At 70.2% G+C, this 11,662-nt stretch carries 9 protein-coding genes; 3 read left to right on the top strand and 6 right to left on the bottom strand.

Features of this window, described 5'->3' with window-relative positions; genetic code table 11:
• Nucleotides 1–31: 31 nt before the first annotated feature.
• The 3 genes from ACIA8D_RS23820 to ACIA8D_RS23810 form a co-directional block, all read right to left on the bottom strand.
• Entirely contained in the window at nucleotides 32–1,222 is a 1,191-nt protein-coding gene (locus tag ACIA8D_RS23820) for a lipid-transfer protein (protein WP_399235437.1), read from the bottom strand.
• Nucleotides 1,219–1,677: a Zn-ribbon domain-containing OB-fold protein gene (locus tag ACIA8D_RS23815; RefSeq protein WP_399235208.1), complete on the bottom strand. Its 459-nt coding sequence runs from the start codon at nucleotides 1,675–1,677 to the stop codon at nucleotides 1,219–1,221. The genes ACIA8D_RS23820 and ACIA8D_RS23815 overlap by 4 nt, the downstream gene beginning before the upstream one ends.
• A 161-nt stretch (nucleotides 1,678–1,838) precedes the next feature.
• Nucleotides 1,839–2,648: a M15 family metallopeptidase gene (locus tag ACIA8D_RS23810; RefSeq protein WP_399235207.1), complete on the bottom strand. Its 810-nt coding sequence runs from the start codon at nucleotides 2,646–2,648 to the stop codon at nucleotides 1,839–1,841.
• Nucleotides 2,649–2,719: 71 nt separating this feature from the next.
• On the opposite strand from ACIA8D_RS23810, the gene ACIA8D_RS23805 reads away from it, so the two are divergent.
• Nucleotides 2,720–3,256, top strand: a complete 537-nt coding sequence (locus ACIA8D_RS23805; RefSeq protein WP_399235206.1) for an NUDIX domain-containing protein — start codon at nucleotides 2,720–2,722, stop codon at nucleotides 3,254–3,256.
• Between the two features lie 46 nt (nucleotides 3,257–3,302).
• Here the strand turns inward: ACIA8D_RS23805 and ACIA8D_RS23800 are convergent, their stop codons facing one another.
• Entirely contained in the window at nucleotides 3,303–5,660 is a 2,358-nt protein-coding gene (locus ACIA8D_RS23800; RefSeq protein ID WP_399235204.1) for a glycoside hydrolase family 31 protein, read from the bottom strand.
• Nucleotides 5,661–5,874: 214 nt separating this feature from the next.
• On the opposite strand from ACIA8D_RS23800, the gene ACIA8D_RS23795 reads away from it, so the two are divergent.
• Both ACIA8D_RS23795 and ACIA8D_RS23790 read left to right on the top strand, forming a co-directional pair.
• Nucleotides 5,875–7,848, top strand: coding sequence for an acetoacetate--CoA ligase (locus tag ACIA8D_RS23795; RefSeq protein WP_399235202.1), 1,974 nt, complete (start codon nucleotides 5,875–5,877; stop codon nucleotides 7,846–7,848).
• Nucleotides 7,849–7,948: 100 nt separating this feature from the next.
• On the top strand, nucleotides 7,949–8,851 hold the full coding sequence (locus ACIA8D_RS23790; protein ID WP_399235200.1) for a hypothetical protein: 903 nt from the start codon (nucleotides 7,949–7,951) through the stop codon (nucleotides 8,849–8,851).
• Nucleotides 8,852–8,941: 90 nt separating this feature from the next.
• Here the strand turns inward: ACIA8D_RS23790 and ptsP are convergent, their stop codons facing one another.
• Both ptsP and ACIA8D_RS23780 read right to left on the bottom strand, forming a co-directional pair.
• Nucleotides 8,942–10,612 (bottom strand): phosphoenolpyruvate--protein phosphotransferase, encoded by a 1,671-nt coding sequence (ptsP, locus tag ACIA8D_RS23785; protein WP_399235199.1) that lies wholly within the window; start codon nucleotides 10,610–10,612, stop codon nucleotides 8,942–8,944.
• A gap of 74 nt (nucleotides 10,613–10,686) precedes the next feature.
• Complete coding sequence (locus tag ACIA8D_RS23780) at nucleotides 10,687–11,136, bottom strand: PTS glucose transporter subunit IIA (protein WP_266722024.1); 450 nt, start codon at nucleotides 11,134–11,136, stop codon at nucleotides 10,687–10,689.
• Nucleotides 11,137–11,662 lie beyond the last annotated feature (526 nt).

Below are 11,662 nucleotides of genomic sequence, written 5' to 3'. Positions count from 1 at the left end.
CGTACGGCCACGCAGCGTACGCACATGGTGGTCAGCGCACCGCCACGACCGACGAACCGTGACCGAACAGGCCCTGGTTGGCCGTGATCCCGGCCCTGGCCCCGGCCACCTGCCGGTCGCCCGCCACGCCCCGCAACTGCCATGTCAGCTCGCAGACCTGGGCGATCGCCTGCGCCGGCACCGCTTCCCCGAAGGAGGCGAGTCCACCGCTGCTGTTCACGGGTATTCGGCCCCCGGGGGCGGTCGCGCCCTCCCGCAGCAGCTTCGCGCCCTCACCCTCGCCGCACAGCCCGAGATCCTCGTACCACTGCAGTTCCAAGGCCGTGGACAGGTCGTAGACCTCCGCCAGGGACAGGTCCTCGGGACCGATCCCCGCCTCTTCGTAGGCGGCGCGGGCGATCGAGGCGCGGAACGTCGGGCCTTCGGGGGCGACTCCCGCGGCCGAGTCCGTGGCGATGTCCGGGAGGTCGAGCACGGTGTTCGGATACGTCGGCGTCACTGTCGACACGGCTCGGATGCGGACCGGATCCGCCGCTCCGTGCCGCCGCGCGAACTCCATGCTGGACAACACCAGCGCCGCACCGCCGTCCGACGTCGCACAGATGTCGAGCAGCCGCAGCGGGTCGGCGACCACGGCGGAGGCGGCGACGTCCTCTGCCGTCACGGTCTTGCGGTAGCGCGCGTTCGGGTTCAGCGCGCCGGAGGCGGCGTTCTTCACCTTGACCTGGGCGAAGTCCTCGAGTGTGTCCCCGTGCACGGCCATGCGTCGGCGCGCGTACAGACCGAAGTACGTCGGGTTGGTCGCCCCGAGCGCACGGAAGCGCAACCAGTCGGGATCGTCCGGACGGTCGCCCCCTGCGGGCTTGAAGAACCCCTTGGGTGCGGCGTCGGCCCCCACCACGAGCACGACGTCCGCGAGCCCCGCAAGGATCTGCGCCCGCGCCGTGTTGACCGCCTGGGCCCCCGAAGCGCAGGCCGCGTAGACGCTGGCCACGCGGGCACCCTGCCACCCGAGTGCCTTCGCGAACGTCGCTCCCGCCACGTAACCGGGATAGCCGCCGCGCACCGTGTCCGCGCCGACGATCGAGCCCACGTCGCGCCAGTCGACCCCGGCGTCGGCGAGCGCGGCCCGCGCCGCCGCAGCCCCGTACTCGACGAAGCTGCGCCCCCACTTGCCCCAGGGATGCATGCCCGCACCGAGAACCGCCACGTCCCCCGTCATGCCGTCACCCCCGTCGGCCGCCAGTGCCACATCGTCCACGTCGTCCCGGTCTCGTCGTCCCCCTCCTCGTTGAGCACGCCCGGTACGACCTCCACCTCCATGCCGACCGCGAGGTCGGCCACGGAGACGCCCGGAGCCCCCTGACCGAGCACGACCAGTCGCTCTGCGGCAAGCTCCACAGCGATCAACGCGTAGGGCTGCCAGGGAAGTTCCCGATCCGACACATACGGCTCCGGTGGTCGGTACCTGGCGTCCGTGTACGACCAGACGCGTCCGCGGCGCGACAACGGCAGTTCCACCAGCTCGCCACCCGCACAAGCGGGATTGCGGCACGCCCCGTCCTCGCGCGGGAAGAACACCGACGCGCACGCGGAGCAGCGCGTGCCCAGCAGGCGGAAGTCGTCCCCCTCTCCGCTGAACCAGTCGGCCACGACAGGCGTTCGCGTACGCGCCACAGTTCCTCCCCGGCAATGAATCTGACGGAACGTCAGAAGTGTGCCACGGGGAACCGGATGACGTCAGGGGTCCCGCAGAACCGCCCGCGCCCGACCGGCGTCCGTGATCGGTGAGGGCGCGACCGGGATCCACGGGGGTGCTTCCGGTCGCGCCCGCCGCGTCACCGCCCCGTCAGCGAACGCCTGGAGACCGGGAAGTCGAAGTACGTGTCCGGGTAGCGCTCGGGCTTGTACGTGTAGTGCCACCACTCCTCGGGCAGGTTGACGAACCCCTGCGCGCCGAGGGCGTTGCGCAGCAGGTCCCGGTTGGCCCGCTGCACGCCCTGCACGCGCGGATCGTCCGTGTGGGCGAGCGTGTCGAAGCAGTCGAACCCGGTGCCCATGTCCAGCGAGTTGTCGGGGAAGCGCTCCGCCTTCGGCCCGTAGCAGGGCGTGAGCTTCTCCCCGGGTACGTAGGGACGCGTGGGCAGGGCGGGCAGCTTCACGACGGTCAGATCCAGGGTGGAGCCACGGCTGTGGCCCGACTTCTCCGCGATGTAGCCGTCCGCGAACAGGCGAGTCTTGTCCACCCGCGGATAGAACTCCGCCTTCATCCTCTGGTCGTCCAGATCCTTCGCCCAGCGGACGAAGTGGTCGACCGCGCGCTGCGGGCGGTAACAGTCGTACACCTTCAGCGAGTAGCCCCCCTTCAGGAGACCGAGCTGCGCTTTGTGCAGCGCCTGGGCGGCCGGTCTCGTGAGGAGGCACATCGGCTTCTTGTAGCCGTCGACCGGCTCACCCATGAAGTCGTGCTGCGTGTAGTAGCGCATTTCCTGGATGATCGTGGGGTCCACGTCATGGAGCGCCACGAAGTCCTTGGGCGCCTTGGGGGCGGGCGTCGCATGGGCGGCCGCGGGTGCGGCGGCCACGCCGAGCAGTGCGGCGGCGGCCAGGGCGGCGAGTTTCCGCAGGGCGTTGGAGGCTCGAGTCATGGATCAGCTCCTATCAGGAGCCCGGCCCACCGGGGAAGACCGCGGCCGAGTGATCGGATACAGTCCGCGCCGTGTCCGCATCAACCCACCCCACGGTCAACCCCGTTCCGGATTCCCACTGTTCGAGCTGTGGGGCCGCCTACGGGGCCGAGGTGCACGGCTGGCCCCGCACCTGCCGGGCCTGTGACTCCGTCGCCTACCGCAACCCGCTCCCCGTGGCCATCGCCCTGCAACCGGTGTACGACACGGTGGGCACCGCGCTCGTGGCGATCACCCGAACCATCGCCCCCGCGCGCGGGGAGCCCGCCCTGCCGGGCGGCTTCATCGACGACCGGGAGGACTGGCGCCGAGCCGTCGTCCGCGAACTCCAGGAGGAGACGGGCATCGTCGCCGCGGCGCGCGACGTACGCCTCGTGGACGCCATGAGCGCCCCGGACGGCCACCTACTGCTCTTCGGCCTCCTGCCCGAGCGCCCGGCGGGCTTCCTGCCCACCAGCGCGCCCACGGACGAGACGGACGGCTGGCACCTGCTGCGCCGACCGACCGAACTGGCGTTTCCGCTCCATACGGTTGCGGTGAAGGCCTGGTTCGAGGGCCGCTACCTGTAGGAACGAATCCCCGTGGCAGTCGGCGCTGCCGTGCGCCGAGAGCCACTCACAGGCCGCGCACACGCACCGGGTACCGCGGTTCGACCTCCCTGTTCTCCCGGTCGGCCTCGACGACGACACGCCCCTTGCTCCAGCGCACCCGGAACCGTTCGATCTCCGGCTCCTCCCAGCCGTCCCCGACGTCCCGCGCCGCATGGCCGCCGCCCGTACGCCCCGGGGCCGGCGCCCACGCCTCCAGGGCGACGCCTCCGCCGGGATCGCGCACAGGAAGCACCGCCCCGCCGCGCGCGAGCACCGGAATGCGCGACAGGGGGGCGTCCACCGTGACCTGCCCGGGGCCCTCGAAGGCAGCGCCGGTCACCGTGTCGTACCAGCGTCCGGGCGGCAGCTGCACGGTGCGGCGCTCGACCCCCTGCTCCAGGACAGGGGCGACCAACAGAGAGTCACCCAACAAGAAGGCGTCCTCACAGTCGCGCAGGGCCCGGTCCTCCGGAGCGCCCCACCACAGCGGCCGCACATACGGGGCGCCGGTGCGCCCGGCGAGATGCGCGAGGGTCATCAGGTACGGAAAGAGGCGACGCCGCTCCTCCAGCACCACGCGCGCGTGGTCGAGCACCTCCTCGCCGAACATCCAGGGCTCGCGCCGCCCCGCCCGCAGCGCCGAATGCGTACGGAACAGCGGCATATGGGCACCCAGTTGGAACCAGCGCAGGAACAGTTCCGGTGACGGCTTCCCGTCGAATCCGCCCACATCGGGCCCGGAATACGGCACCCCGCACAACCCGAGCCCCATCACCAACGAGAGGGAGGAACGCAGCCCTTCCCACCCGGTGGCGACGTCACCGGACCACGTCCCTCCGTAGCGCTGCAGCCCCACCCAGCCGGACCGGGAGAACAGGAAGGGCCGTTCCTGCGGCTGCAGTTCGCGCAGCCCCTCGTAGCCGGCCCGAGCCATGCACAGGGCGTACACGTTGTGCGCCTCCCGGTGGTCCCCGCCCCGCCCCTCGACCGCGTGCCGGGACGAACGGGGGAGCGTGGGCTCACCGAAGGCGGCGAAGGACACCGGCTCGTTCATGTCGTGCCAGAAACCCGAGAAGCCCTGCGCGAGCCGCTCCTCGTACAGACCGCCCCACCACTTGCGCACCCGCTCCGCCGTGAAGTCCGGATACATCGACTCACCCGGCCACACGACACCACGCACGGGCCTGCCCGCCGCGTCCCGCACGAAGGCGTCGATCGCCTGCCCGCCGTCGTACAGCGCGTTGCCGCGCTGCACCTTCACCGCCGGATCGACGATCGACACCAGGTGAACGCCCTCACCGCGCAACTCTTCGGCCAGCCTGGGCAACGACGGAAACCGCTCACGATCGATGGTGAATGCCTGACGCGCCGTGAAGTGACCGATGTTCAGATGGACGGCCTCCAGAGGCAGCCGGCGCTCCCGGTAGTCCGCGACGACGCGACGCACCTCGTGCTCGCCCCCGAACCCCCAACGCGCGTGCTGGTGTCCCAGCGCCCAGCCCGGCGGCACCGCCGGAGCGCCGGTCAGCCGCGACCAGACGTGGAGCACGCGCGCGGGGGTGCCCACCACCACCCAGCAGCGCAACGGGCCGCCCTCCATGCGCAATTCGGATGTCCCTGGACAGTCGTGCCCGGACCCGGCACCCTCGCTGCCCTCACGGAGGCTGACGGCGCCGTCCCACGAGTTGTCGTGGAACACCAGATGCGTCCCCGCGTCCGCGACCACCACCTGCACCGGCATCGTGAGCGACAACGGATCGTCCTGCCGCCCGAACGAGCTCCCGGGATCCGTGTTCCACAACCGGTACGTCGCGTTCCGCAGCCGCGGGCCCGATGCGCGCCCCCCGAGACCGAAGAAGCGTGCGTCGGCGGAGACCTCGCTCCGCTGCGCCCAGCGTGCCTCGCCGCCGCCCTCCGGCTCCCACCACCGGGGCGGCAGATCGCGGCGCAGCAACACCCCGCCCGGCGTGCGCACCTCCAGGGCGCCGTGCCGCGAGACCACGACGGTCACCCGCTCGGAGACCACCCGCCAGCCGCCGTCCTTGTCCGGTTCGAGCACCGCCCGCGAATCCGCCTCCGGACACAGCCCGGACAGCGCGTACGAGGGCTCGGGTTCGGCTCCGTCCCAACCCCAGAAGAGAGCGCCGCTCACGGTGACGACGATGCGCAGCCGGGACCGCGTGAACCGCACCAGGCCGCCGCCCGGTTCCGGCGTCGCACCGACCACGGAACCCGGCACCCGGGCCCGCTCGACGCCCCGCCGGGGGAGGCTCACCGAGTCCGCGCGACGGTGCCGCCACGACGCCCGAAGGGAGCGCAACCCATGGGCCGGTCCCACGGACGAGACCGACTTCGCCAAACGCGCCAGGTCACGACCATCCATGCTGCTCACCCTGCCACCGACGCGCACGCGTGCGTGCCGCGTTCAACTGCCGTTCATCCGTGGTGCCAGCACATCTTCACGGGGCCGACTATGTGGGATACGCCCTGGTGTCGAAGTCGATCACGTGGCATCGTCCTGTGAGCCGCGTCAGGCGCACACTCTGCGGTGCGCGCCAAGGACGCACAGCCGAGCACGTACTTCCTGGAGCCGCATCATGTCCACCGTGAACCCGTCACCGCTCTGGCAGCCCGATCAGCAGCAGATCGCCGATGCCCAGATCACACGGTTCCAGGCCTGGGCGGCCGAGCAGCACGGCGCGCCCGCCGACAGTGGCTACGAGGCGCTGCACCGCTGGTCGGTCACCGAACTCGAGACCTTCTGGAAGGCCGTCACCGAGTGGTTCGACGTGCGCTTCACGCACCCGTACACGCGCGTGCTCGGCAACCGTGACATGCCCGGCGCCGAGTGGTTCCCCGGGGCCACGCTCAACTACGCGGCGCACGCCCTGCGCACGGCGGACGACCCCGCGCGCGCGGACACCCCCGCGATCCTGCACGTCGACGAGACCCAGGAACCCCGCCCCGTCACCTGGTCCGAGCTGCGCGGCCAGGTCGGCTCGCTGGCCGCGGAACTGCGTGCCCTCGGAGTGCGCCCCGGTGACCGGGTCAGTGGCTACCTGCCCAACATCCCCGAAGCCGCCACCGCCCTGCTCGCCACGGCGGCCGTCGGAGCCGTGTGGACCTCCTGCGCCCCCGACTTCGGCGCACGCAGCGTCCTGGACCGCTTCCAGCAGGTGGAGCCCGTCGTCCTGTTCACGGTCGACGGCTACCGCTACGGCGGCAAGGAGCACGACCGCCGCGAGACCGTTCAGGAACTCCGCGACCAGTTGCCCTCCCTGCGCGCGGTGGTGCACATCCCGCTTCTGGGAACCAAGGCACCCGAAGGCGCCCTCGAGTGGTCGGCCCTCACCTCGGCCGACGTCGCGCCCGTCTACGAAGACGTGCCGTTCGACCACCCGCTATGGGTGCTCTACTCCTCCGGCACTACCGGCCTGCCCAAGGCCATCGTGCAGTCGCAGGGCGGCATTCTCGTCGAGCACCTCAAGCAGATCGGCCTGCACTGCGACCTCGGCCCCGACGACCGCTTCTTCTGGTACACGTCCACCGGCTGGATGATGTGGAACTTCCTCGTGGGCGGCCTGCTCACCGGCACCACGATCGTCACCTACGACGGCAGCCCCGGATACCCCGGTACCGGCGCCCAGTGGGCGATCGCCGAACGCACGGGCGCGACCCTCTTCGGCACCTCCGCGGCATACGTCATGGCCTGCCGCAAGGCCGATGTGCACCCCGCGCGCGACCACGACCTCTCCCGCGTCAAGTGCGTCGCCACCACGGGCTCCCCGCTCCCGCCGGACGGCTTCCGCTGGCTGCACGACGAGGTGCGCGAAGACCTGTGGATCGCCTCCGTCAGCGGCGGCACCGACGTCTGCTCCTGCTTCGCCGGAGCCGTACCGACGCTCCCCGTCCACATCGGCGAACTCCAGGCCCCCGGTCTCGGTACGGACCTCCAGGCCTGGGACCCCGCGGGCGCCCCCGTGATCGACGAGGTCGGCGAACTCGTCGTCACCAACCCGATGCCGTCCATGCCGATCCGCTTCTGGAACGATCCCGACGGCAGCCGGTACCACGACAGCTACTTCGACACCTACCCCGGAGTCTGGCGCCACGGCGACTGGATCACGCTGACCGAACGCGGCTCCGTGGTCATCCACGGCCGCTCCGACTCCACGCTCAACCGCCAGGGCGTCCGGATGGGATCGGCCGACATCTACGAGGCCGTGGAGCGGCTCCCCGAGATCCGCGAATCACTCGTCATCGGCCTGGAACAGCCCGACGGCGGTTACTGGATGCCCCTCTTCGTCCACCTGGCGCAGGGCGCCACCCTCGACGACACGCTCCGCAGCCGCATCAAGCAGGTCATCCGCGAACAGCTCTCGCCGCGCCACGTGCCCGACGAGATCATCGAAGCGCCCGGAGTCCCGCACACCCTCACCGGCAAGCGCATCGAGGTCCCCGTCAAGCGCCTGCTCCAGGGCACCCCGCTGGAAAAGGCGGTCAACCCCGGCTCCATCGACAACCTCGATCTCCTCAAGTTCTATGAGGAGATCGCCCGCAAGCGGGCCTGACCGGAGCCCGACACCGATGGCGCGCCGTCGCCGAACGTAGCGTTGTCAGTGCCCCCGATTACTCTGAGTGAGTATCGTTCAAGCACGCTCAGGGGGAATCATGGGGCACACGCAACACAGCCGGACGACCAGCATGCGCAGGGTCCTGCTTCGTGAAGTGGCGGGAACCATCGGCCTGTTGGCCGACGAGCAGGACTTCGAGGCCATGCGGCTCTACCGCAGCTTCGCCTTCGACGACCACACGGTCTATCTGCGCCAGGTGGAAGGCCTGCTCAAATCCCAGGCCGCGGCCGGCGGGTACACGACGGTCACGCTCTTCGACCCTGCCGAATTCACGGACTTCTGCCGCGACGAGGGCCTGGACCCGGACAACGCGACCAGCCGTACCCGCTTCACCGCCGAACTCGCGGCCTCAGGACCCCTGGTCTCCTACCAGGGACAGCCTATGGCCGACCTCGTCCCGGAACTCGTGGAAGAGGCTGTCCGCCAGGCAACCTGGGAGTTCGCCACATCCGTCCTGTCCCGGACAGGCGCTTGTGCCGTGTGCGGGCAGGACGTCGGACGCATGGCCTTCGCCAGGGCCTCCTACCTGGTCTCGCGAGTGATCGAAGCGCTCGGAGAAGGAGCCCACCACTGGGTGTGCAGCGTGCTCACTGACGGGGAGTCCCTACACGCCGTTCTGCACGTGGACGCCACAGAACCCGGCACGGTCAAGATCGACGAGTCCGCAGCCATGGAGGTCACGGCCGTACTGGCACTGGCGATCGTCACCCGGCGCGCCAGCGCGGTCATCGTGCGCAGCTCGGTCACCGGCGAGGAAGCCCGCGTCCACGGCTGGCACCTGAAGGACGAGGGACTCCGGCCGATCCCCGGGGGACGGGTCTTCGACGCCTACTGCACCGACGCGGACTCCGGCGACCTTTCCGCTCCCGAACCCGGCGTGAACTACTGCACTGCACCAGAAGTCGACGACGCCAAGCCGGAAGGGAGGCATCTCCACTGACACCTGCGCGTGGCTGAACCCCACGAACAAGCGCGGAGGGCGCCCCGCCCAAAGGCGGAGCGCCCTCCGAAAGGCACCGATCGTGCTCGGTTACTCGCCGGACAGCACGGCCTGAGCCGCGCTGCGCGCTTCCTCTGCCGACTCCGCGGCACGCGCGGCAGCGGCGGCGCGCTCGCACTGGGCCAGCGTGTACTTGCCGAGCGTCGCTCGCACGTACGGAATCGAAGCGGCGCCCATGGAAAGGGAGGTGACCCCCAGACCGGTCAGAACACACGCCAGCAGCGGGTCGGACGCGGCCTCACCGCAGACACCGCAGCTCTTGCCCTCGGCCTTCGCCGCGTCCGCGGACAGCGCGACCAGGTCGAGCAGCGCGGGCTGCCACGGGTCCTGCAGACGCGACACGGCACCGACCTGGCGGTCCGCGGCGAACGTGTACTGGGCCAGGTCGTTGGTGCCGAGCGACAGGAACTCGACCTCCTGCAACACCGACCGGGCACGCAGGGCGGCGGACGGAATCTCCACCATCGCACCGAACTTCGCCTGCAGTCCGGCCTCACGGCAGGCGTCGGCGAACGCCTTGGCGTCGGCACGATCGGCCACCATCGGCGCCATGACCTCGAGGTAGACCGGGAGCCCCTCGGAGGCCTTGGCCAGCGCGGTCAGCTGCGAGCGCAGCACCTCCGGGTGGTCGAGCAGCGTCCGCAGACCGCGCACGCCCAGAGCCGGGTTGGGCTCGTCCCCGGGCGTCAGGAAGTCCAGCGGCTTGTCGGCACCGGCGTCGAGCACCCGCACCACGACACGGCCCTCGGGGAACGCCTCGAGCACCTGCCGGTACGCCTCGACCTGCTTCTCCTCGGAAGGAGCGTTCTTGCTGTCGTCCAGGAAGAGGAACTCGGTACGGAAGAGACCGACACCCTCGGCCCCCGCCTCCACCGCAGCGGGCACGTCCGCCGGGCCGCCGACGTTGGCGAGCAGCGGAACCTTGTGGCCGTCAGAGGTGGCACCGGGACCGGTCGAAGCGGCCAGCGCCGCCTTGCGCTCAGCGGCGGCGGCCTCCATCGCGGCACGCTTGTCCGCGCTGGGGTCGACGAAGATCTCACCGGTGCTGCCGTCGACGGCGACCACGGTGCCCTCGGCGAGTTCACCCGCGCCGGGAAGCGCCACCACAGCCGGTACCCCAAGGGCCCGGGCCAGGATCGCGCTGTGGCTGGTCGGCCCGCCCTCTTCGGTGATGAAACCGAGCACGAGCGTGGGGTCCAGAAGCGCGGTGTCCGCGGGCGCGAGGTCACGGGCGATGAGCACGTAGGGCTTGTCGCTGTCCGGAACACCGGGCATGGGCACGCCGAGCAGCCGGGCAACGATACGGTTGCGTACGTCATCGAGGTCGGCGACACGGCCCGCCATGTACTCACCGGCGCCGGCGAGGAGCTCGCGGTAGTGCGAGAACGCGTCGTAGATGCCGCGCTCGGCCGTGCTCCCGACCGCGACTCGACGGTCGACGTCGGCCATCAGCTCGGGGTCCTGGGCGATCATGGCCTGAGCCTCGAGCACCGCCTGGGCCTCGCCACCGGCCAGATTGCCGCGCGCCATCAGGTCGGCCGCGACAGCTTCGACGGCCTGGCGGGCGCGCCCCTGTTCGCGCTCCGCGTCCTCGGCGGGAATCTGCTTGGCCGGCGGCTCCAGCACCGCCGTTCCCATGTGCCGAACCTCGCCGATAGCCACACCGTGGCTCACGCCGACGCCTCGCAGCGTTGTCTCCATCTCACCCGTCTCCGATAGTGCGGCGAGCGCTGCCGCCGCGTTGAGTTCCTGCTGACCGTCAGTGACGGAGTGCGTCACTTCCAGCCGAAGAGCGCGTCGCCGGCCTTGATGTCGCCGTCCTCGACGACACCGGAAAGGGACTCGGCCGTGGCCTCGAGGGCGACGACCGGGCAGATCGGCGACTTGCCGGCGGCCTCGACGGCGGCCGGGTCCCAACGGACCACGGCCTGCCCGCGCTGCACGGTGTCGCCCTTGTTGACGAGCAGCTCGAAGCCCTCGCCGTTGAGCTGGACAGTGTCGATGCCCAGGTGCGTCAGCACACCGTGGCCTTCCTCATCCACGACGACGAACGCGTGCGGATGAAGGGACACCACAATGCCGTCCACCGGGGCCACGGCGTCGGACGCCTCGCGCGCGGGGTCAATGGCGGAGCCGGGGCCGACCATCGCACCGGAGAACACCGGGTCAGGAACGGCGGAGAGCCCGATGGCGCGTCCGGTGAGCGGGGACGTCACACTGGTCATGGCAAGCCTCCCAGGGGGCGGAGATTCAGGGTCGCCGTCACTGCCTGTCCTGGACGGCGTACTGTTCAGAAGCGTAAGTCATAAAAAGTCCCGGTTCCCTACGAGAGGTCCCGGTTGGCGGACGTAGGGGCCGCAGGCAATCGATTTGCGCCGAAGCTCGGGCCCGATGTACTGTCGTACCCCTGCCAGGGGGACAGCAGACGCCTTTGAGCGTCCAACACTCCGGCAGTATCTATCAAGTCCTAAGTTGCGATGCGAACCGTATTTCTGCATGCCTGCAGGGGTGTGGCAAGCGGGCCGAAAAAAGACTGATAGTGTTTGACCTCGCCGAAAGGGCCGCAAAAGCGGAAATCCTGAAGGCAAGCGTCAAACCCGAGGGAAATCGGCCGGTGAAACGGTCTGATAGAGTCGGAAACGCAAAACAGCAAGATCGAAGGGAAGCGCCCGGAGGAAAGCCCCAGAGAATGTTCTGCGGGTGAGTACAAAGGAAGCGTCCGTTCCTTGAGAACTCAACAGCGTGCCAAAA

This window comes from Streptomyces sp. NPDC051684 (assembly GCF_044453445.1).
Taxonomy (GTDB): Bacteria; Actinomycetota; Actinomycetes; order Streptomycetales; family Streptomycetaceae; genus Streptomyces.
The sequence above is the reverse complement of the archived record's forward strand: the minus strand, read 5'-3'. Positions and strand labels throughout refer to the sequence as shown.

Excerpts from the sequence above, each read along its gene's own strand:
- ACIA8D_RS23820 (WP_399235437.1), bottom strand. The coding sequence starts at position 1,222 with ATGACGGGGGACGTGGCGGTTCTCGGTGCGGGCATGCATCCCTGGGGC.
- ACIA8D_RS23800 (WP_399235204.1), bottom strand. The coding sequence starts at position 5,660 with ATGGATGGTCGTGACCTGGCGCGTTTGGCGAAGTCGGTCTCGTCCGTG.
- ACIA8D_RS23780 (WP_266722024.1), bottom strand. The coding sequence starts at position 11,136 with ATGACCAGTGTGACGTCCCCGCTCACCGGACGCGCCATCGGGCTCTCC.
- ptsP (WP_399235199.1), bottom strand. The coding sequence starts at position 10,612 with ATGGAGACAACGCTGCGAGGCGTCGGCGTGAGCCACGGTGTGGCTATC.
- ACIA8D_RS23810 (WP_399235207.1), bottom strand. The coding sequence starts at position 2,648 with ATGACTCGAGCCTCCAACGCCCTGCGGAAACTCGCCGCCCTGGCCGCC.
- ACIA8D_RS23795 (WP_399235202.1), top strand. The coding sequence starts at position 5,875 with ATGTCCACCGTGAACCCGTCACCGCTCTGGCAGCCCGATCAGCAGCAG.
- ACIA8D_RS23790 (WP_399235200.1), top strand. The coding sequence starts at position 7,949 with ATGGGGCACACGCAACACAGCCGGACGACCAGCATGCGCAGGGTCCTG.